The following is a 20,553-nucleotide window of genomic DNA, read 5'->3' on the forward strand; positions in this document are numbered from 1 at the left end:
ATCAATATGGACTTTTTCACGGTCGAATTTTTCACCGCCCTGTTGACTATCGTATTCATCGACCTTATTCTGGCCGGGGATAATGCCATTGTCATAGGTTTGGCTGCACGCAAGCTTCCACAGCACCAGCAGAAGAAAGCTGTCATCTGGGGGACTGTCGGAGCGGTCGGCATTCGTGTCATCGCGACGCTCCTAGTCGTACAGTTGCTGTCCGTGCCTTGGCTCAATCTGGTAGGCGGCCTGCTGCTGCTCTGGATCGCGTTCAAGCTGCTCGTACAGGAAGACAATCACGACAACATCAAAGCGGGCAATACGCTGTGGCAATCCATCCGCACAATCATTATCGCGGATGCGGCGATGGGCATCGACAACGTTATCGCAGTCGCTGGCGCGGCTAAGGGCTCCTCTCATGGCGAGCATGAAATTATTCTCGTCATTCTCGGCTTGATCATCAGCGTTCCGGTCGTCGTATGGGGCAGCACGCTCTTTATCAAGCTTATTAACAAATTCGAGTGGATTGTCTATATAGGCTCCGCCGTACTTGCCTATACCGCTTCCAAAATGATTACGCATGAAAAACAATTCCACGGTGCACTGGACGAAAACAAAGCCATCTACTGGACGTTCATCATCGTCGTCATCATCTTGACGGTGGGAGCGGGATATCTCGTCAACAAACGAAAGCAAGCCGCCGGACAAAAAAGCAGCCAGTCCCACTAAGGGATGGCTGCTTCTTTTTTTGCCCTTCTACGGCAGTTAGAACCATTCGTCTTCCTCGGCACTCTCTTTAGTCTTAATCTCACCAGGAGACAGGTACATATATTCCGTTCCTTTGACCGCTTCCTCCATCATGGCATCCAGATTGGCAATGCCCGCCTCGATATTCTCCACGATATGAAGATTCGGATTCGTGCTTGGCGACTTCGGCAAGAACAAGGTGCAGCAGTCCTCATAAGGCAGAATAGACGTCTGGAACGTGCCGATCTTCTCAGCCATGGCAATGATTTCGCTTTTGTCCATCATGATAAGCGGCTTGAGCATCGGCAATTGGGTTGCTCGTCCGATGACGTTCATGCTCGGCAAGGTTTGGCTGGCTACCTGGCCCAGACTTTCGCCGGTAACGATACCAAGCGCGCCATTGCGGATCGCTAGCGCTTCCGTAATCCGCAGCATAATTCTGCGCATCAGCGTAATCATAAGATTGTCTTGGCCGGACTTCGCCAATGTCGTCTGAATTTCCGTGAACGGCACCAGGTGCAGCTTCAGCGGCGCGCCGCTGAAATAGGACAACCGCTTCGCCAGCGTAATGACCTTATCCTTCGCCTGCTCGCTTGTGAACGGATAGCTGTGGAAGTGGACAGCTTCAATCTCAAGCCCCTTCCGCAGCGCCATCCAGCCTGCAACAGGACTGTCGATGCCTCCGGAGAGCAGCAGCATGGCTTTGCCATTCGAGCCGAACGGGAAGCCGCCGGCTGCAGGAATAACCTCGCAGAACAGGTAAGTTGCCTCCTCCTGGATGTCCACCTTCAGCTCCACTTCCGGATTCCGCACATCTACGCTCAGCTCTGGGAATGCACGCAGAACATGGGCGCCGACCAGATGATTCATTTGCTGCGACTGATGGGGGAAGCCCTTCCACGCCCGCTTCACGCTCACCTTGAACGTCTTAGGCGGTGTCTTCAGGGAATTCATCAAGGTCATTGCTGTCGCCCGGATGGCCTCCAGCTCGGATACTGTGCTGATGACCGGACTTAGCGACACGATGCCGAACAGGTCCTTCAGCCTGTCCGCTATCGGCTCATAAGGCTGACCGTTCAGCTTCACGTAGAGCCGGCCAAATGTCTTCCAATATGTTACGCCCGGGAATGGCTTCAGCGCGTTTTTCACCTGGCGGTGCATCCGCTTCTCGAACTGGTTGCGGTTTCTGCCCTTCATAATCAGATCGCCATAGCGAAGCACGATTTGGTCGTATATCAATGTTGGTTACCCCTCTCAAGCGGCTTTAATTGTTCAATGACAGTCGTCAGAGCTGCGATCAGCCGCTCCACATGCTCTTCCCTGTGCTCGTCGCCGAAGCTGACGCGCACGCCTCCGGATGCTTGCGCGGCATTCGCGCCGATCGCCAGCAATACCCGGCTCGGCTTGTTGTCCTTCGAGGAGCAAGCCGATTTCGTCGATGCTATTATATCATGCGTCTCCAGCATATGAACGATCACTTCCGGCTTCATGCCCGGATAAGAGAAATGAACGATATGCGGAGCAAGCGGCTCAGCGCCGTTCAGCTTCAGCTCCGGCCGTGAACCGATGAATTCACGCAAGCGGCGGGCGAGCCCGCGCATTCTCTCCGTGCGTTCCTCCATCGTCTCCAGCGACATGCGCAGCGCCTTCGATGAGGCGACGATGGCCGGGACGTTCTCCGTGCCTGCGCGGAAGCCCCCCTCATGCGAGCCGCCCGAAGACAGCGCATGCAGCTTCACCCCGTCTCTCACATACAGCCAGCCGAGCCCTCTGGGACCCCGCAGCTTGTGAGCGGATCCGCTCACAAGATCGATGCCCCAAGCCTCTGGCTCGATCGGGACCTTGCCCAGGCTTTGCACCGCATCCACATGGAACAGAATTTGCGGATAGCCGCACAGCAGCCCGCCGATCTCGCGAATGGGCTGAATGGTGCCGATCTCATTGTTCACATGCATAACCGTAACCAGAATCGTCTCGTCCGTCAACGCATCACGCACGGACTCGGCGGATACATGGCCGCTCTCGCTGACGGGCAGATACGTAATCCGATAGCCCTCCGATTCCAGCTGCCTCAGCGCTTCGTTCACGGAGGCGTGCTCGATGCCGGATGCAATAATATGATTGCCGCGCGAACGATATTGTCTGGCTGCGCCCTTAATCGCCAGATTGTTCGACTCCGTGCCTCCGGAGGTGAACAGCCAGCTCCCTTGCGTCGTGCCGAGCTGAGCGGCTACCAGCGAGCGAGAGCGCTCGATCAGCTTGGCGGCTGCCGCGCCGCTGGCATGAAGGGACGACGGGTTGGCATAATGCTTGCGCATAACCTCCATCATAGCGGTCACGACCTCTTCATATGGCGGAGTCGAAGCGCAATGGTCGAAGTAGATCATCGTTAATCATCCTTTCCTCGAAAAAAAGAAGAGACCGCGATTCTGCCGCAGTCGGTGCGACCCGTGAATCGTGATCTCGATACGTTAAAGAGGTTGTTCAAAAACCGGACTTTTTGAACTCGCACTTATAGTTTAGCCTGCTGCACTTTGCCGATATAACGCTGCGTCTCCGCAGGCAGCTCGTCCCACTTCGCCAGCAGCTCCTCTTGCGAGGAAATGCCCAGACGGTCGATTCTGCCAGGTCCGGCATTGTATGCCGCTAGCGCTACCGCTTCGTCTCCCCCATACTTCCGCAGCAGCATCGCAAGGTATCTCGTGCCGCCTTGAATGTTCTGAACCGGATCGAAGGAGTCCGTTACGCCAAGCCCTCTCGCCGTTCCGTCCATCAGCTGCATGAGCCCTTTGGCGCCTGCATGGGACTGAGCCGCCGGATTAAAGCCCGATTCTGTGGCGATTACGGCTTGAATCAGATTCGCAGATACGCCGTATTGGGCTGACGCTTGCTGAATCAGTCCGGCAAATGGCGACGACGAGTCGAAGGTTCCTGACAGGTCCGACAGCTTGCTAGCCGGACTTACGTGATCGAACGAATAAGAGGACAGTTGTTCCCACAAGGTATCGGACCAGACCGGCGCCTTGCCGGAGCCGTCGGATTCGCCCCCTGAGCCGGCAATGCGGGACGTTAAGATCGTATCGAATGGCGTAGCCGTCTCATCGGATGAACGGTTCGCCGTTTTTCTGGAATTAGCTCCAAAGTCCAGCTTCGGCGCCAGCTGCGCCTGAAGCAGCGCCTTCATGGAACGCGGATCTATACTCATGAATGATGCCCCCTAACTTAAGTCAGCAATATCGCACATGAGTTTTATATCGGTATTTATTGTACATGTTTTTAGCCCTCGCGGCTAGTCCCGCATAATTTCCGGTCGCAAGAAGGCCTTCCGTCCCTTTGTCCTGCGGAACGAAAGGCCTTATTCATCATTTAGGATACGCTGTCGTTGTTCCCGCCCAGGGCAGTATGCTCAATCTTCTGCTCCGGCGCTTGCCACTTGTTGTTAATCCAGGTCATCGCGAAGGACAATCCGCCCAGCACCAGCAGTACCAGCACCTTGAACAGGGCGTCCTTGCCGCTGAGATCCATGAAGATCGCTTTGAAAGCCACGATAACCAGCACTGCCGTTCCGAACCATCTGAACGTTTTTTCCTTATAATAGGCTCCCCACAGCATAAGCATCAGAGCGTATACCGCCCATACGACGGATAAGGTCAAATCCATATAGAAGCGCGGCGCATCGGCAAAGTATTCCGTGAATATGTTTTGGATCTGTCTTGCCATCAAGCCGCTCACGATCAGATGGGACAATAGCGCGTAGATGCGGGACAAGACGCGGTTCGTAGTATCCGAGAAGCCGTCGAAGCTGGTCTTTCTGGCGAAGAAGAAGCCAAGTGCCGCCAGCAGCATCCAGGCGACCGCGCCCCAGTTCAGGAATGGAATATATACGCCGAACCATTCGCCGCGCGGAGTATTCCAAGTCACGACATACCAGAACGCGCCCACGTAGAACCAAATAATAATCCCCAGAATAGTTGGAGCAATCCATTTCTTCACATAACCAAGGGCTGTCAGCATGCAAGCATATGATGTCCACATGATGACGTTGAACAGGATGCCTTCACCAAAACTGTTGATCGACATGAGCAGGACCAGCACGCCGCCCAGGCTGAATGTAACCGAAGAGACGGACATTTTCCCATCCAGCTTATACGTTGCAAGCCCGGCAATAAGGTAGACGAGCGCAATGAATGCAAGAACAAATCCGTAATCCAGATCGCCATTCCAGATAATCCATGCCCAGATGCCGAAAAGAATGCCGTTGGCGATGTTCAAATACAGATCCACGCCGTCAAAGCTCAGCTTGTTCTTCCAAGACGATGCCATAAACGCAATCGTGTAGAACAGGAAAGCGGCGATCGCGTAACGGATCGGCATGCTCCACATTCCGTCCATCGACGGCCAGAAGTGGACGAAGTAGACCGTGTACATGATCCAAGTGCCCGCAAAGCTGATGATGCGCAGCTCCAGCCAGCTTTTGACTATACTAAGATAGAAGAAAGCCGCATTCAGCACGAACAAATAAAGGAACAGCGTGAATACTTGATCGGTCTCCGGCCGCATCAGCAGCGGCGCAAGCAAAGCTCCGATAATAGCCACATTCATAAGCATGCGGGAGTCGAACCGGTAAGCGTAGACCGTAATGCCGATCGTCACAGCCGACATGCCCAGCAAGACGAGCGTAGGCTCCCACAGATTGTAGTAGATGCCTGCAAAAGAGAAGGTCGCATACAGGATGCAAGCCCCCATGCCAAGCAGGATTTCTCCAGTTATGACAAGCTTCGGGCGCTGGGCCAGCTTCCCCCCTGCAACACCGAGTCCTGCGCCTGCCAGCAAGCCGAAGCCGATCTTCATGGCGTCTGTTACCCAGCCGCGGTCTACCGAATATTGAAACAGCGTGACGAAAGCAGCGATGATGAAAATAGCGCCAAGGAGCGAGGTCCAATGTTTCTTTAACATATTGATCATGTCGTTTTCCTCCCGTTTATCCAATACGCAAATTGTGATACACCGTATAACGCCAGGCATAACAAGATCGCAACTAATTCAAGCTGAAGCAAATACCAGGGCCACGGCGCCAGCAGATCAAGCAGCGAAGCCGTAGCGGGCTTGCCGGCAAGAAACATAAAGTTTGTCGTTCCGGTCGCCATATTGACGATGGCGGCGGGAACAGCCAGCACATGGAGCCATAACCAGGCCCCGAAGACGGAGCGCAGCGTCGGCTTGTATCTCTCTACCGCCATAAGATACACGGCAGAAGCAATGATGCCGATATGAGCGATAAAGAAATGAAAATATCTGAAATGCGGAAACGGTTCATCCAGATTGGGCGTTACGAGCGCCTGCAGTGCGCCCAGCGTCCCGAGAAAGTAGATGATGCTGTACAGCTGCCTGATTCTGAAGGCCAGCGCGGCTGCGGAGAGTAGGAGCGTCAAGCTGCACAACTGGAGGGGCAGCGATCCGGCTCCCCAGCTCCCCTCGATCACGTAAGAGGATTGGAGCGCAACCTCGCATGCGGCAAGCAGCCCCGCCATGCCGAGCCGGAACAACCGGTTGCTCCGCTCTTCCCTGAGCCGCTTGCGGCCGAAGGCGATTGCCGTGAATACAGCTAACGCTATGGCTATTGCAGCTATATGCTGGACCGAAAACATCTCGAACATCATCTGCCACCCCTTTTGCCAAACTTTAGTACCTGGCCTTAAATACAGATTACAATATTTTCATAAAAAAAATAGTACCAATTGTATATGGTACTACTTTCTCTCATTCTTATGATCCAGCAGCCCCATTTCTTTCACCTTGGCAGCGGCTTCCTTCGAGCCGTCCACGCCAAGCTTCTTCAGAATATGGTTCACGTGGTTTTTGACGGTGCGGAGCGTAATGAACAGCTTATCCGCAATTTGAGGCTGAGAATAGCCCTCTTGGATCAAGCCCAGCAATTGCAGCTCGGACGGTGTAATGAGATCGCTCATCTTCTTCGCCTCGAACTCCCGCTCCAGCGCCTTCAGCCTCTTGAATTCCTCGCGCAGCTGCTCCGCCGCCTCCGGGCTGATCGGCGATTGCTTGCGGTATGCTTGCCGGATCGCATCCGGCAGCCGCTCGAAGCTGCTCTTGATCTGGTAATCGATTGCTCCGGCATGGAAGGACTGCAGAATCAGCTCCTTCTCCTCCATCGACGTCAGCATTATAATGCGCGCTCCCGAAGCGAGCGAAGCTTCCTCCGCCAGCTGGATCCCCTCGGGCCGGCCGTCCAGCATGATATCCATCAATATGACGTCCGGCGCATCCCCATCGCCGTGCAGCGCCTCTCTCAGCTCGCTGCCGCAGGATGCTGTCCATAAGAGCTGGAAGCCCGGCTCTGCCGCCAAGTAATCGGCAAGCCCTCTGCGCCAGTCCGGATCGTCTTCTACGATTCCGATACGAATCGCTTCACTCATCGCATTCGCTCCTCTGTCCGTGTATGTTCATATTCCGCCTGCAGCGCCAGTTTCGGGAAGGATAAGTAGAAGGTTGTCCCTTCGCCCTTCTTGCTGCGCATATGAAGCGTGCCCTTGTGCTTCCTCATGACATGCAGCGCATAAGGCAGACCAAGCCCAAAGTTATGCCCCGTTCTCTTCGTCGTGTAAAAGGGGTCAAAAGCATTCATCCGCAGCGTGCGGTCCATTCCGGGGCCTGTATCTGCGATCTCCAGAATAAGCTCCCGCTTGGTCTCCGTCAGCGCAACCGTCAGCTTGCCCTGCCTGTTCATCGCTTCAATCGCATTCATGGCGATATTCGTTACCGCTTCGGCCGTCTGGGCCCGGTCAAAGCTGCATAGCCAGCCTCTCTTCATGAAGACTTGAAGCTCGACCGCTCCAAGGGACGGCTCAAGCGCCCGAAGCGCCTCCTCCACTGCCTCCGCCAGGTCCGCGCGTTCGGGACGAAGCGTCAGGTCTTCCGTTCTCTTATGTACGCGGGCCACCATCTCCTCCATATGGCGGGATGCCGACAGCACCGCCTCCACATCCGCCAGCAGCTCCTCTTGCTCCGTCTGAATGGCGTATCGCTTCATTTTCTCGCCGAACAGCCTTAGCTTGCCTGCATCGTTCTTGATCGCATGGTTCAGCATGGCCGTCCCGGATGTAACGGCGCGCAGCGTGGAGTCATATCGCTTGCGGTCAATCAGAATGCGAATGCCCATAAATCCGTATGTAAATAAGCCAAGCACAAATACAAGCGTGCCAAGTCCGACAATCCACGTATTATAAACCCACATCCGCAGCATGCCCAGGCTCGGCAAGATATAATTCATCGCCATGGCGAACAATACCGGCGGCAGCACCGCGAAGCAGACCATCCAATGTGTCCTTGCCATCGCTGCCGGCGGCACCCGCTTGCTGAGAACCAGGTATGCACCCGCTGCGATATAGGGTACTGCCCACCATACAACAATCGTGAAGGTAATCGGATGCATCGTATTATACGGGGGTGTAAACAACGTGCACAGCACAATCGGGATAAGCAGTATCCAGGGAAGCGACAGCGCCAAGCCGCGCTTCAGCCGGATGCTGCGATAAGAGATGGCGAACAGCAGGAAAAAGTACGGCACAAAGTAGTAGGAGAACACGGATGAGAACGCTTGCAGCCGGTACAAAAGCAGCTGAACGCTCTGCCCTGCGCCTTGCTCGATCGCGTAAGGCAGCCAGCTCAGATCCAGCAGCGCCGCAAGCGCCCCGGCTCCCCCGCTGAATGCGAGAGCGCCGAGACGCCTGTTCACGGCGGAACCCGGATCGGATAGCCAGACAATGCTGGCTACGGTCCATAAAGCAATGAAAACAAATAACATGCTTCGGCTCCTTCAATTATCTACATTATTCCTTAACTTCTATTGTAATAGGCGACCATTCCGCAATGACGGTCTGGCCGTGCGCGGATACGCTGCCCTCAGGCGTCAGGTCCTTCTCGGTCATAATGCCGAGCGCTACTGTAAATTCATTGAATTTCACTGGCGTATTGCGCTCTCGGCGAACCTCTGTACCATTGACATAGAAGACGACCTCGTCATTCGGACGATTGTACGTAATCTTATAGGTATTGAACTCGCGCGGCTCGAATCCTTCTTTTTCTTCCTTAAACACACAGAAATATTTGGTGCGGTCGCTGTCCGGCACTTGCACGCCCGGGAATGGCAGCACGGCGTATACGCTTGCGTATTGGTCGTTGCTTACGAAGAAGTCCAGCGCCCCGCCCGTTGTGAAGTCCAGCAAATTAAGCGACACATAGCCGTCATACAGGTCGCCCGGAGCCGTATTCGCCGTTCTCGCACGAATCTTCAGCTCGAAGCTGATCTCTCCCGATTCCGGTACCAACACCCGCTCGTTGGAATAATACATATGCTTCGCATTGTCCAGAATCTGCACCTTGTCATGGCCCCGGCTAATCGCAGCCCGCACATATAGAATGCCGTTGCGCACAATGACGACCGCCTCCGGCTCGCGGTACTGCCAGAGGGAGCCGTCAGGCAGCTCGAATCCTCCGATCTTCCACGTTGCTCCTTCATCTAATATCGTATGGAAATCTCCCAGCGTCCTTGTGTTGCTCATGGGTAGCCCTTCTTTCTGGTTGGTGGTGGAATGATGAGACTAATTATTGAATCAATCCTTGTACAATCAGCGCAATGATCAGTATAGCGCCGCAGTTCATGGTGGCTTTCAGGGAAGCTCCCATTAATGGCAAATAAGCGACAGACGGATTATGCGCGCTGAGCCTTCCGTATACCAAATATATCGGAATGGCCGTGAGCAGGGCAAGCAAAGCATAAACCGGCAGCGCGCCTGCAGCAACGCATAAAACCAGCGACGCATAAGCCAGGAACATCAGGATTCGGGAAAATCTCAGCGCCCGCTGCTCTCCCCATACGACGACAAGCGTCTTCTTGCCGGCTTGCCTGTCCGCTTCCCAGTGCAGAAAGTGATGATTGAACAGAATGAGCGTCGTGAGCAGGCCGATCGGCAGCGACAGCAGCAAAGCGCGGTAGTCCAGCTCCGAGGCCTGTACATAATACGCTCCGGCAACAGGCAGTACGCCGAACGAGAGCAGAATTGCAATCTCGCTGTAGCCTTTCCCCAGGTAGCCGAATCGAATCGGCGGCGCCACATAGAAGTAAGCGATGAACGCGCCTGCCAAGCCGAATACCAGCACTGGCCAGCCGCTAATCAAGCTGAGCGCCACGCCAGACAGAGCTGCAATGGCGAACATCAGCCATGTGACGGCTTTGAATTTGCCGATGCTCCAGGTCCCGTTCGTCAGAAAGCCGGAATTCGTCGATATCGCGCCTTCCGTTCCTTGGGCGGCGATATCTGTACCGCTTTTGTAATCCCATAGGTCATTGACCATATTAGAGAACAGATGGGCGGCGCCCGCTCCGATCAATGTCAGGATGAACAGCCAGGGATGGAATTCCCCCTTCCAGACATACGCGCCAAGCGCGCCAAGCGCCACGGGTATGAGCATGACGGGAATAACCCTGAACCGCGAGGCTTTCAAGAATGACTTCAACATAGGTGTACGACCTCTCTTCTAGTTTAGGAAAAATAGGACCGGTCCATTAATTATGACTCCCTCATATAAAGAGCCGCTTGGCAATAGCGTCTCGCCAGCGCTTGCAGGCGGGCGGCTTGAATCGAGATTACGGCGACGAACAGCATCGTATGAAGCGCCGCCTTCTGGTCATCCGTCAAGGCTGACGCTTCCTCAGCCGACTTGGCCGCTTCCTCCCAGACCGCTTGCTCCATCTGCTCTTCATTCATGGAATTCCACAGCCTGCGGCGGTCAAGCGCCTGATACAAGCTCGTGTAACAATCGAATATCATCAGCGGCGTTATACCCTCTAGCTTCCCAGTGCCTTCGCAGAACAGCATGGCGAACAGCCGTCTGATCGACTCAAAGTCCAGGTTGGCTTTCAGGTCGTCGATCATGAGCAGCATCGCCGTCTGGTCGAGCGAATATTTTTTGCCCGCTTGCGGACAGTGGAAAAACATTTTGAAATCTCTTTTCACCCAATTTTGCATGGATGTTACCGATAATGTAGAAAATTCCAGCAAATGGCCGAGGTCGGCAATCTCATGCAGCGAAAATCCCCTTCTATCGCCGCATCTCATCAGCTTCTCCGCGATAGGCGGAAGCTGGCTTCCCGGCGGCATGCCGCGCGGCTCGCTCCTCCCGCCGCCGGATGCATGCCTGAGCCATGCATGGCGCAATATGTCCGAGGGCTTCTCGCCGCCGCGCCCTTCCAGCGAGCGCAGCACGCCCGCAAGCTCCCGGCGGGTCAGCCAATATCGATCCATCCGCGCACCTCCTGCCGTGCTACAAGTTCATATGAACTCATCTTACGGCTGCGAATTGACGTTGTAAAGACTCGAAAAACGATGAGAACGTCGATTCCTCCATATCTAAATGAGCCTAATGACAATTAAACGCCTCAAAACGTTCCTTTTGGCAGTTGTCAGTACCTGTAATCTTTCGCTATAGTAAAGCATAAGTAAATAAAAAACTATAAATATAAAGGGTAGTGAGAATCGAAAATGGGTAGTGGTATAGAACTGAATTTAATCTTGATTGCTCTTCTTATTTTTTTGACTGCTTTTTTCGTCGCGACGGAGTTTGCCATCGTCAAGCTGCGCCCAAGCCGGATTGAACAGTTGGTGCTGGAGGGCCGGAAGAACGCGCAAGCCGTTCAGAAGGTGACAAGCAATCTGGATGCCTACTTGTCGGCATGCCAACTTGGTATTACGATTACCGCTCTCGGACTCGGATTTCTGGGAGAACCGACAGTAGAGAAAATACTTTTACCCTTATTCCATGGGATGGAAATGAATGAGACGCTGAGCCATGCTTTGTCCATCGGCATTGCGTTCATCGTCATTACCTTCATCCACGTCGTTGTCGGTGAGCTCGCTCCAAAATCATGGGCGATTCAGAAAGCGGAGTTCATCACTTTCTTGACGGCAAAGCCGATTATCTTCTTCCACAGATTGATGTATCCGTTCATCTGGCTGCTTAACGGCTCGGCCAATGGGCTTGTGCGCTTGTTCGGCCTGAAGCCGATGAAGGAGCATGAGGATGCCCACACCGAAGAAGAGATTCAATTGATTCTGAACGAGAGCTACCAAAGCGGCAAAATCAACAATACGGAGTACGGTTATGTCAGCCGCATCTTCGCATTCGATGAATTGCTCGCCAAGGAAATCATGGTGCCGCGTACAGACATGATCTGCCTGTATACGAACTATTCGTTAATGGAAAACCTGGACATTATCCGCCAGGAACAATATACACGCTTTCCGGTTGCGCTGGAGAGCAAAGACAACATTGTCGGCATGATCAATACGAAGCAATTGTTTTTGGAGTATGATGCTAATAAGGCATTTGAACTGAAAAAGCTGATTCATCCCGTACTTAGCGTATCCGAGGTAACACCGGTCAAGATGCTTCTGAAGCGCATGCAGCAGGAGCGCGTCCATATCGCGATTCTGGTGGACGAATACGGCGGAACATCCGGCCTGATTACGATTGAAGATATATTGGAAGAAATCGTGGGCGAGATCCGGGACGAATTCGACGCCGACGAGCGCAAGGAAATCGAGCAGCTTGCCGACAACTGCTATCTGCTGGACGGCAAAGTGCTGCTGGATGAGCTGGCTCAGCTTACCGGCATGAGCTTCGATGAAGAGGATGTCGACACAGTCGGCGGCTGGCTGTACAGCAAGCTGGTAGATCCGAAGCCTGGCAAGGAACATTACGTGGGGAATCTGAAATTCATCATCCGCGAGACCAGCAAAAACCGTATCCGCAAAATCGAATTGCAAATTGAAGAGCCTCAAGCCGAAGTTGAGACGGCCTAATATAAATCGTATATACAAAGAAGCGCCACCCGTTAGAGGATGGCGCTTCTTCTTGTTTTCATGGAATTATTCTAAGACACGGTCAACCGCTTCAATGGCATGAATGACAGTCGTATCGAATAAAGGCACATCTGCATCGTCTGCTCCGATTAATAGCCCGATTTCGGTACATCCCAGAATAATCGCTTCCGCGCCCTGAGCGGTTAAACTCTTGATCACCGCCTGGTATGCCTCCCTGGAAGCAGGCCGAATGTCTCCAAGGCACAACTCTTTAAAAATAATATGGTTGACGATATCTCGTTCGGCTTCATTCGGAATGACCACACTGAGTCCGTTTGACTCCAAACGCGATTTGTAGAAGGATTGCTCCATCGTATATTTCGTTCCTAACAGTCCGACTGTTCGGATATTTGATTTCCGGATTTGCTTAGCTGTAGCATCCGCAATATGCAGGATGGGAATACGGACTCTCGCTTCCATCGCTTTAATGACTTTGTGCATCGTATTGGTGCAAATCACGATAAAATCCGCTCCCGCCTGCTCCAGGGAATGAGCAACCTCCCCCAAGTACTGGCCGGCTTTGTCCCAGCTGCCTTCCGCCTGATACCGCTGAATTTCCGCGAAGTCGACGCTGTACAACACACATTTTGCAGAGTGCAGCCCTCCAAGCCGGGCTTTCACTTCCTCGTTGATGATCCGGTAATATACAGCTGTCGATTCCCAGCTCATACCGCCAATTAAACCTATTGTTTTCACCCGTACTCCCCCCATTCATTCCACGCTGTTTGAAAGGGATATTGTACTATATCATTTTGATAAAAAGCAAAGAATATCTAGCGCCGTCAACTCTGCCGCTGGGCATTCTCCTTCGCTGTACGCTCGCGTACAACTAGCTTGAAGATGAATGTGCGGCTTCCAATGGAAGAGCGGTACCTTTCAACATGGGATGCTGCAAGCGGCGACTGATAGTAGCCCGGCACATACTTGTCCAGCAGCGCCTGCATCGCCTCCGTTGCTTCTGCCAGATCGGGAACAAGCTCCATCTCGCCGAAAGCCATGACGCTCATGTAAGCCGTATCCGTTTTGGCCGGAATGGGGTTCGGTATCGTACCGAATGACTCGCTTAGCGTAAGGCAGGCTTCCTTTTTCTGCGCCATCAGCTCCATCTTGCGCCCCTCCTCCGCCCCATGGAAATAAAAAGCGCCGCGCTCCTTCATCCATACATAATTCAGCGGCACCACGTACGGGACAATGCCATCTGTCAATCCCAGAAATCCCGTCTGCGCCTCCTGAAGGAACCGCTCAATCTTCTCTTCATCCTTGCATTCTCTTTTGGCTAGCCGAACGGTAAACATCTCTCCATCCCCTTCACGATTCAGTCTTAGTTATGTTACAGTCACTTTAAAGGAAAACTGTCACTTCCAAAAGTGACAGTTCTCAATCATTCAAAGGGGACAGATTATGTTATCGATAACGCCGCTGCTGGAGAAGAAACATCGTACACCGTTATATATTCAGCTGTACAGCTATATTCGAAGCGGCATTGAAGGCGGAACCCTGCCGGCAGGAGAAGCGCTCCCGTCGATTCGCCAGCTTGCCCAGCATCTCGGCATTAGCAAAAATACGGTAGAATCCGCTTACGGACAGCTAGTGGCAGAAGGCTATCTGCAGAACCGGGAGCGGGCAGGCTATTTGATTCTGCCGCTTGAGCAGCCCCACACACCTGCTCCCCTTAGGTCAAAGCTGTCACGGAAGCTGGCAGGCCGGCAAGAAGGGCCGTCTCCTGCCATCTTGTATGACTTCCATTATGGAGACATTGCCTTCGACCGTTTTCCCCATTCGACCTGGAAGACATGCGTCACCGAAGCGCTTGCGGCAGATCATGCCAAGGTGCTTGGATACGGCGAGCGTCTAGGCCATCCGGGCCTGCGCGAAGAAATTGCGGAGTATGTCTACCAGTCTAGAGGCGTGATATGCGACGCCGATCAGATTATTATCAGCGCGGGCACCCAGCACCTGATGAGCGTGCTTGTCCAATTGCTGCAATTGCACAGGGAAAAGATCGCAATGGAAGAGCCTGGCTACAGCGGCGTAAAGTCTGTGCTGCGCAATCTGGGCTGCAGCCTGATCCCGGTTGAAGTAGAGAGCGACGGCATCGATCTATCCAGTCTAGGCGCGGCTAAGGACGCCAGGCTGGTCTATGTGACACCGTCCCATCAATTCCCTCTAGGCATGGTCATGCCGATTCAGAAGCGCTACCGGCTTCTGCAATGGGCAGCTGAGCACGACAGCTACATCCTGGAGGATGATTACGACAGCGAATTCCGCTATAGCAGCGAGCCCATACCGGCGCTCAAAGCGCTCGACAGCCATGACCGCGTCATCTATATGGGAACGTTCTCCAAATCTTTTTTGCCGTCCGCACGGCTCAGCTATGCCATATTGCCTTACAGTCTGCTTGATGCATGCAGCCAAAGGCTGTCATTCATCAGCCCTTCTGTATCTCCGCTCATTCAGGAAGCGATATGGCTGTTTATGAAGAGGAGACACTTTGCCCGCCACCTGCGGCGAATGAGACGCATATACCAATCGCGGCATAAAGCGCTGACCGATGCGATCCGCGAGGTCTTCGGCGACAAGTGCGGCATTATCGGAGACAGCTCAGGCATGCATCTGCTGCTTGATATGAAGGGAAGGCAAGCATCGGAGCTCATCCCGCTCGCCGAGCGGTTCGGCTGCAGAGTCTACCCTCCGGAGAAGCATTGGAACAATCCGCTGGATTGCCCGGCATCCTACATGATGCTAGGGTTCGGCGGACTTGATGAGCGCCAGCTTCAAGAGGGTGTTCGGCAGCTTGGACGGGCATGGCTGCAGGATATAGTTATTTGAAAATTTAAACTTTAAAAAAGGTATTGCATATCCCGTCCATTCTGTGTAATAATACATCTTGTGTTCGAGAATAACGCGTGCCGCTGTAGCTCAATTGGTAGAGCAACTGACTTGTAATCAGTAGGTTGGGGGTTCAAGTCCTCTCGGCGGCACCATCCCTTCTCGGGACGTAGCTCAGCTTGGTAGAGCACCTGGTTTGGGACCAGGGGGTCGCATGTTCAAATCGTGTCGTCCCGACCATCAACGAATTTAATGCAATACATACGACTAACGCCTTCGCAGCTCTTGCTGTGAGGGCGTTTTTTTCGTATTCCCTATTTATACAAACGGCGGGCTTAAGCCACTATTACAGCTTAAGTCCGCCATTGATCAGGCGAGGATTCCCCCCGCACCTATTTTATTCGTCCGCTTCGTCCCATTTTCTGGAGTACGCCTTTTTCGTTACCCAGAGCGTGATCCAGGTAATAAGCGCGATAATAATCGCCGAGAATATCCACACCGATGCCGGAACATTGCCCATCCGCAGTACCTCCTCTCTTGTCCCCCTTATTGTACATGAATTCAAGAGGAACATTCATCAATATGTTAACAAAATTCGGAACAATTATTGTACGACTTGCGATTATTTCTTCACCATCCCCGATATGAGCACCTCAGAGGTTAGCCACTTGCGGAACAACAATAGCAGTGCAAGAGGAAGCAAGCTTAGTATAGCCCCAGTCTGCATAACAGCCGGATTCAGCTCGCCGGCATCCATTCTCATTAATCCGTAGAAACGGGCCATTGGCGAATAAGCGACTATGTCGAAAGAGTATGTAATCGACGGTATAATCGAATTCCAAAGCATGATGAAATGCAGTGCTGAAATGGCGAGCAGCGGCTTCCATATCTTAGGGATGAACAGTGTGAAAAAGGTGATAAATTCGCCCTTCCCTTCCTGTTCCGCCTGCATTTTCAAATGACCGTATTTGCTATTGAAGATGCTTTTAATAATAAACACGCCTACCACATTCGTCATCCCCACAAGGAAATGCGGGAATATCGTATTGGTCAAGCCCAGCTGCTTGAAGAAAGCAAATTCATGAAGAGTCCCGGTCCCCAAACATAGGACGGCTATCAAGAAGATTCGATAAATCATCCCTCCCGGCAATCTTCTGACCGTTAAGGGATAAGCCAGCGTCACTGTCATCAGTATGTTCATCCCCATCGCAACTCCGTAGATCACTAGAAACAGAATCACATTCCCAAGGGATAGCCCTGGAACTTCTGCCGAAGCCGGATAAGAGACTCCTGCGTGAAGGAACGGGTACACAAATGCATAAAATAATACGGCCAAAATCAGAATGGCACTGACTGCTGCCGCCACATAGCCGGTAATGCCGGTGCGTCCGCTTAGCTGCTGCGCAGCAGCTGCGCTCGGACGGAACAGGTCCCCCATGAATTTCCCCCTCACCAGGAAATACGCCGCTGCAGCCAGACAGAATTGTATCAGCAATTGAATAGTCCACGCCGCCGAGGCAAGCCCCAGCTGCAAATTCATAAACCCGTTTTTGAAAATATAGTAGTCTACTGTACGCCAGCTCTCTCCAATTGAGGTGGAATTGAAAATGGCATATACCAGCTCCAAATCCGTTGTTCCTGCAACAGCAAGCTGGACCAGCGACAATGCGGCAATGGCCCTCAGTGCAGGCAAGCCATTCATCCGCCAAAATCCGGAACCTTCGCCATCGGAATGTATGCCGGCAGCTGCTTGCTTGGAGGCAATAGCAGCCAGAGCGACAATAATGGGAATTCCGCATGTTTTGATTGCCTCTGTAAGCAGCAATGCCATTCGAGGTGTCGCAGCATCGCTATCCATAGAAGCGAAAGGGCCAAACAGCACGAGCACACCAAATCCAACCAGAACGGACGGCAGCACATAGGGTATTAACAATCCGGTTGCAATCCAGCTCCTCCATCTTTCGGATGCAATCCTGCTTAGTGCAAGCGCCGCTCCAAAAGCGATAAGCCCCGTTAAAACAAGATAAGCACTTTTGTACAGCAAGGTATAGATCAGCGCATTTATGAACGTAGCATCCTGGAATAACGCTTCATAATTGACAAGCCCTCCCCAGCTGCCGCCGCTGAATACATTGTAATGCGTAAATGAAAGATACAATCCGCGCAGCGCCGGTATCACTTTGAGAATCAGAATAAGGAAAATAGCAGGAATGACAATCAAATAATGAGGAAAATACTTTATTATTCTTCGGGAAATCGACATGCTTTCTGCATTTGTCTCTAAATGAACGGTGTTTGTGCCAGAAATACGCGGATCCATTTCATTACTCCTCTGTTTTGAATGTTTATTTATACTAAATAGTACCATTCCTTCATGTTCTTGAATACTTAATCTGAACAATTTTTTTGCTAATGTATTATAATAGACTTGGATAAACCAAGTACGAGGAGGATTTATGCGTGGAGTTCAGAATCGATCTGATTGATACAAAAGTAGAATGCTGCGAGGCATATGATATGAAATCGCTGGAGGCCCAGATCGAGAAGGCGATTGAGCTCAATAAGGCTCTTATGCTGGACGTGCATGCGGTCTCGCATCAGACAACCTTTGATCCGCGCAGCGAGAAGATGCTGTACAGCGCGATGATTCACTTCCGACTCAAGAAATAGGAGCGCACAAAAAAGAACTGTCTCCCGGGCCTGTTATGGTCTCGAGGACAGTTCTTTTCCTATTTCATCCGGTTATTGCAGCCTCCACAAGGCTGGCACATTAGGCGGCTCCCAGCCTGTCAGCGAAGTGTGCGGCTGCAAGCAAAGATAGGTTTTGCCTGCATAAGTGACCGTATCGCCTGCCACATAGCTCTTCTGTGTCACCCAGGATGTCGGACCGGCAGTCCCCTCCGTCGTAGAGACCTGCAAGGCATTGCTGGCGGCTGACAGATTGCCCGCGGCGTCTCTGGCTTTGACCGTGAAGGTATAAGACGTATTCGGCGACAGACCGCTAATTGCAGCGGTCGTGCCCGTGACATTCACGCTGGAAGCTCCGTAATAGACGATATATCCGGTCACGCCGACATTATCGGTAGAGGCGCCCCAGCTGAGGCTAATCGAGCTGGACGTCGCGGCTGTGCTCACCAGCCCGCTCGGCGCGGACGGCGCAACCGTGTCGCCTCCCCCTGAGCCCGGGCCGTCGCCGCATGGCCCAATCACCTTCCATGCTCCCCAGGATCCGCTTAAGTCCGGACGGTCGCCGCGCGTCCACCACTTCGCTTCATAGACCGTTCCTCCATAAGAAGCGCGCTGGCCGCCGTTATAGGCAGTGCTCGCATTCCACTCCTGAACCGTACAGACGCTGGCCTGATCGGTCGTAACGGTAAGCGGTGCGCTTGCTGCGGAAATATTAAGGGCCGCATCATAGGCCTTTACCGTGAAGGTGTACGACGTGCCTGGCGTAAGACCGCTAATCGTGGCGCTCGTCGACGGCACATTCACCGTACTTGCGCCGTAGCTGACTTCGTAGCCGATAACGCCGACGTTATCGGTGGAAGGATTCCAGGAGAGCGATACGCTTGTAGATGTCTTGCCTGTCGACTGGACATTGCCAGGTATGGTTGGCGGAGTCACATCCAGGATCGGCGCGTCCGTCGTGACAGTTAGCGGAGAGCTAGCTGCAGACAGATTACCGGCTGCATCCCTGGCTTTGACCGTAAACGTATATGCCGTGTTCGAGAACAGTTCTGTAATGGTAGCTGAAGTGCCCGTTACAGTCGTCTGTTTATTGCCGTAATACACGATATAGCCGGTGACGCCGCGGTCATCCGTCGACGGGCTCCAGGACAGGCTGACCGTGTTTTGCGTTTTGCCCGTCGAGATCAGATTGGCTGGAACAGTCGGCGGTGTAACATCAGGGCCTCCCCCGCCTCCGAATTGATCCAGATAAGCCCTGTGATTGGCAGAGAACTGGAAGTTGTTGTATTTATCCCAATTGATCGACCAAGTCATCAGTCCCCGCATGCCGGGATGAGACCCGCTCCGAAGCTGGTAGGCGCCGCCGTAGGATTGGCCTTTCATCAAATAATTAAGCGCCTTCTGCACCTCGGCAACCGATGTAAAGCCGCCGCCTGCATTCGGATTCGCCGGCAAGCCGATTACCACTTGATCCGGCCGAAGCGGCGGGAAGAAGGAATTGGCATTGCGTGCTACCGGGAAGCCGGTCAATACCATATCCGCCATCGCCACATGGAAATCGGCATTGCCCATTGCATAATATTGATTGTCCAGCGCGGTGATCGATCCGGAATTGTAATGCTGCACCTGCAGCCAATCCAGAATGTCACGCAGCGCGTGGATAACCGGCAGATAAGCGCCTGCGCGGTTATCGCAAGAGATGCAGCTGCCTCCATAGAATGTATAGCCGACCTGCACGAAGAAAGTCTCCGGCGCCATTGTCAGCATGAAGGCGTCTCCGTAAAAATCATGCAGCTCTCGTACAGCCGAGATCAGATTCGTAATGACAGGCGTCGTCGGGTTGCGGAAGTCGCTGTCCCCGCTGTTCAGATAAAGGGAATGCCCTTCGAAATCAATGTCGAGCCCGTTAAAGCCGTACTTCGTAATGATCGCTTTCATCGAGGATACGAATGCGTTTCTCGCCGCAGCGGATGCCAGCTGCACCTGCCCGTTCGCTCCCCCGATGGAGATGATGACTTTCTTTCCCTGGCTCTGCAAATATTGAATGTCGGAGATGAACTCCGCATCCGTCGCATTGTAGGGCGCAAAGCCGATTGTGCCGCCTTGCGGGCCGTTCGTCGGCTCCGCAAAGGACACGTTGATCACATCAAAGTCAGGCGAAATATCACGCAGTCTAATATTGCCGGAGCCATTGTCGAAGTTGTGCCAATACCCGACGATTATCTTTTTGTCCGCCGGGATGGAGGCGGCAGCTTTGTCAGCGCCCCAAGGCATGCCCGTCAGCACAAGCGACACCATCAGTGCAAGCAGAAGCGCGCGAATAACGACGCTGTTCATTCGAATCGGTGCTGTCATAAGC

Annotated in this window: 19 protein-coding genes and 2 tRNA genes; 6 read left to right on the top strand and 15 right to left on the bottom strand. The window is 53.1% G+C overall.

What is annotated here, in order from left to right:
• Nucleotides 1-6 precede the first annotated feature (6 nt).
• Nucleotides 7-720, top strand: coding sequence for a TerC family protein (locus tag D3P09_RS03940; protein ID WP_120107382.1), 714 nt, complete (start codon nt 7-9; stop codon nt 718-720).
• Between the two features lie 36 nt (nt 721-756).
• On the opposite strand, the gene thiI is transcribed toward D3P09_RS03940, so the two are convergent.
• The 10 genes from thiI to D3P09_RS03990 form a co-directional block, all read right to left on the bottom strand.
• Nucleotides 757-1,977: a tRNA uracil 4-sulfurtransferase ThiI gene (gene thiI / locus D3P09_RS03945; RefSeq protein WP_120107384.1), complete on the bottom strand. Its 1,221-nt coding sequence runs from the start codon at nt 1,975-1,977 to the stop codon at nt 757-759.
• A complete protein-coding gene (locus tag D3P09_RS03950) occupies nt 1,974-3,125 on the bottom strand; it encodes a cysteine desulfurase family protein (RefSeq protein ID WP_120107386.1) in 1,152 nt (383 codons plus the stop codon). The genes thiI and D3P09_RS03950 overlap by 4 nt, the downstream gene beginning before the upstream one ends.
• A gap of 125 nt (nt 3,126-3,250) precedes the next feature.
• Nucleotides 3,251-3,943, bottom strand: coding sequence for a lytic transglycosylase domain-containing protein (locus D3P09_RS03955; RefSeq protein ID WP_120107388.1), 693 nt, complete (start codon nt 3,941-3,943; stop codon nt 3,251-3,253).
• A gap of 161 nt (nt 3,944-4,104) precedes the next feature.
• Nucleotides 4,105-5,703, bottom strand: coding sequence for a DUF2339 domain-containing protein (locus D3P09_RS03960; protein ID WP_165867303.1), 1,599 nt, complete (start codon nt 5,701-5,703; stop codon nt 4,105-4,107).
• Complete coding sequence (locus tag D3P09_RS03965) at nt 5,700-6,398, bottom strand: YwaF family protein (protein ID WP_120107392.1); 699 nt, start codon at nt 6,396-6,398, stop codon at nt 5,700-5,702. The genes D3P09_RS03960 and D3P09_RS03965 overlap by 4 nt, the downstream gene beginning before the upstream one ends.
• 90 nt (nt 6,399-6,488) lie before the next feature.
• Entirely contained in the window at nt 6,489-7,172 is a 684-nt protein-coding gene (locus tag D3P09_RS03970; RefSeq protein WP_120107394.1) for a response regulator, read from the bottom strand.
• Complete coding sequence (locus D3P09_RS03975; protein WP_120107396.1) at nt 7,169-8,560, bottom strand: sensor histidine kinase; 1,392 nt, start codon at nt 8,558-8,560, stop codon at nt 7,169-7,171. The genes D3P09_RS03970 and D3P09_RS03975 overlap by 4 nt, the downstream gene beginning before the upstream one ends.
• Before the next feature lie 25 nt (nt 8,561-8,585).
• Nucleotides 8,586-9,317, bottom strand: coding sequence for a DUF6081 family protein (locus tag D3P09_RS03980; protein WP_120107398.1), 732 nt, complete (start codon nt 9,315-9,317; stop codon nt 8,586-8,588).
• A 43-nt stretch (nt 9,318-9,360) separates the two neighbouring features.
• Nucleotides 9,361-10,275, bottom strand: a complete 915-nt coding sequence (locus tag D3P09_RS03985) for a prenyltransferase (RefSeq protein ID WP_120107400.1) — start codon at nt 10,273-10,275, stop codon at nt 9,361-9,363.
• 50 nt (nt 10,276-10,325) lie between these two features.
• The gene (locus tag D3P09_RS03990; RefSeq protein ID WP_120107402.1) at nt 10,326-11,060 is read right to left on the bottom strand and encodes a DUF1836 domain-containing protein; all 735 of its coding nucleotides are present in this window, start codon (nt 11,058-11,060) and stop codon (nt 10,326-10,328) included.
• Between the two features lie 237 nt (nt 11,061-11,297).
• On the opposite strand from D3P09_RS03990, the gene D3P09_RS03995 reads away from it, so the two are divergent.
• Nucleotides 11,298-12,617 carry a hemolysin family protein gene (locus D3P09_RS03995; protein ID WP_120107404.1) on the top strand — a complete coding sequence of 440 codons (1,320 nt, stop codon included), beginning with the start codon at nt 11,298-11,300 and terminating at the stop codon, nt 12,615-12,617.
• Nucleotides 12,618-12,683: 66 nt separating this feature from the next.
• On the opposite strand, the gene D3P09_RS04000 is transcribed toward D3P09_RS03995, so the two are convergent.
• On the bottom strand, nt 12,684-13,373 hold the full coding sequence (locus tag D3P09_RS04000) for an aspartate/glutamate racemase family protein (RefSeq protein WP_120107406.1): 690 nt from the start codon (nt 13,371-13,373) through the stop codon (nt 12,684-12,686).
• A gap of 86 nt (nt 13,374-13,459) precedes the next feature.
• Complete coding sequence (locus tag D3P09_RS04005) at nt 13,460-13,972, bottom strand: pyridoxamine 5'-phosphate oxidase family protein (protein ID WP_120107408.1); 513 nt, start codon at nt 13,970-13,972, stop codon at nt 13,460-13,462.
• A gap of 106 nt (nt 13,973-14,078) precedes the next feature.
• Here D3P09_RS04005 and pdxR point away from each other — a divergent pair, with 106 nt between their 5' ends.
• From pdxR to D3P09_RS04020, 3 genes are all read left to right on the top strand, one after another.
• Nucleotides 14,079-15,506 carry a MocR-like pyridoxine biosynthesis transcription factor PdxR gene (gene pdxR, locus D3P09_RS04010; protein WP_120107410.1) on the top strand — a complete coding sequence of 476 codons (1,428 nt, stop codon included), beginning with the start codon at nt 14,079-14,081 and terminating at the stop codon, nt 15,504-15,506.
• A gap of 79 nt (nt 15,507-15,585) precedes the next feature.
• Nucleotides 15,586-15,661: transfer RNA gene (locus D3P09_RS04015), tRNA-Thr, on the top strand.
• An 8-nt stretch (nt 15,662-15,669) separates the two neighbouring features.
• A tRNA-Pro gene (locus D3P09_RS04020) sits at nt 15,670-15,746 on the top strand.
• 157 nt (nt 15,747-15,903) lie between these two features.
• Here the strand turns inward: D3P09_RS04020 and D3P09_RS28265 are convergent.
• Nucleotides 15,904-16,026, bottom strand: coding sequence for a hypothetical protein (locus D3P09_RS28265; protein ID WP_279387116.1), 123 nt, complete (start codon nt 16,024-16,026; stop codon nt 15,904-15,906).
• A 102-nt stretch (nt 16,027-16,128) separates the two neighbouring features.
• The gene (locus D3P09_RS04025; RefSeq protein WP_120107412.1) at nt 16,129-17,826 is read right to left on the bottom strand and encodes a sugar ABC transporter permease; all 1,698 of its coding nucleotides are present in this window, start codon (nt 17,824-17,826) and stop codon (nt 16,129-16,131) included.
• 140 nt (nt 17,827-17,966) lie between these two features.
• Here D3P09_RS04025 and D3P09_RS04030 point away from each other — a divergent pair, with 140 nt between their 5' ends.
• A complete protein-coding gene (locus tag D3P09_RS04030; protein ID WP_120107414.1) occupies nt 17,967-18,176 on the top strand; it encodes a DUF2536 family protein in 210 nt (69 codons plus the stop codon).
• A gap of 72 nt (nt 18,177-18,248) precedes the next feature.
• Here the strand turns inward: D3P09_RS04030 and D3P09_RS27555 are convergent, their stop codons facing one another.
• Nucleotides 18,249-20,549: a fibronectin type III domain-containing protein gene (locus D3P09_RS27555; RefSeq protein WP_165867257.1), complete on the bottom strand. Its 2,301-nt coding sequence runs from the start codon at nt 20,547-20,549 to the stop codon at nt 18,249-18,251.
• Between the last annotated feature and the right edge of the window lie 4 nt (nt 20,550-20,553).

This window comes from Paenibacillus pinisoli, assembly GCF_003605435.1.
Classification (GTDB): domain Bacteria; phylum Bacillota; class Bacilli; order Paenibacillales; family Paenibacillaceae; genus Pristimantibacillus; species Pristimantibacillus pinisoli.

Bases quoted from the DNA above. Each gene is read 5' to 3' on its own strand.
- D3P09_RS04005 (WP_120107408.1), bottom strand. From the start codon at position 13,972: ATGTTTACCGTTCGGCTAGCCAAAAGAGAATGCAAGGATGAAGAGAAG.
- D3P09_RS27555 (WP_165867257.1), bottom strand. From the start codon at position 20,549: ATGACAGCACCGATTCGAATGAACAGCGTCGTTATTCGCGCGCTTCTG.
- D3P09_RS03975 (WP_120107396.1), bottom strand. From the start codon at position 8,560: ATGTTATTTGTTTTCATTGCTTTATGGACCGTAGCCAGCATTGTCTGG.
- D3P09_RS03990 (WP_120107402.1), bottom strand. From the start codon at position 11,060: ATGGATCGATATTGGCTGACCCGCCGGGAGCTTGCGGGCGTGCTGCGC.
- D3P09_RS04025 (WP_120107412.1), bottom strand. From the start codon at position 17,826: ATGGATCCGCGTATTTCTGGCACAAACACCGTTCATTTAGAGACAAAT.
- D3P09_RS03965 (WP_120107392.1), bottom strand. From the start codon at position 6,398: ATGATGTTCGAGATGTTTTCGGTCCAGCATATAGCTGCAATAGCCATA.
- D3P09_RS03970 (WP_120107394.1), bottom strand. From the start codon at position 7,172: ATGAGTGAAGCGATTCGTATCGGAATCGTAGAAGACGATCCGGACTGG.
- D3P09_RS03940 (WP_120107382.1), top strand. From the start codon at position 7: ATGGACTTTTTCACGGTCGAATTTTTCACCGCCCTGTTGACTATCGTA.
- D3P09_RS03960 (WP_165867303.1), bottom strand. From the start codon at position 5,703: ATGATCAATATGTTAAAGAAACATTGGACCTCGCTCCTTGGCGCTATT.
- D3P09_RS03980 (WP_120107398.1), bottom strand. From the start codon at position 9,317: ATGAGCAACACAAGGACGCTGGGAGATTTCCATACGATATTAGATGAA.
- D3P09_RS03955 (WP_120107388.1), bottom strand. From the start codon at position 3,943: ATGAGTATAGATCCGCGTTCCATGAAGGCGCTGCTTCAGGCGCAGCTG.
- D3P09_RS03995 (WP_120107404.1), top strand. From the start codon at position 11,298: ATGGGTAGTGGTATAGAACTGAATTTAATCTTGATTGCTCTTCTTATT.
- D3P09_RS03985 (WP_120107400.1), bottom strand. From the start codon at position 10,275: ATGTTGAAGTCATTCTTGAAAGCCTCGCGGTTCAGGGTTATTCCCGTC.
- D3P09_RS28265 (WP_279387116.1), bottom strand. From the start codon at position 16,026: ATGGGCAATGTTCCGGCATCGGTGTGGATATTCTCGGCGATTATTATC.
- pdxR (WP_120107410.1), top strand. From the start codon at position 14,079: ATGTTATCGATAACGCCGCTGCTGGAGAAGAAACATCGTACACCGTTA.
- D3P09_RS03950 (WP_120107386.1), bottom strand. From the start codon at position 3,125: ATGATCTACTTCGACCATTGCGCTTCGACTCCGCCATATGAAGAGGTC.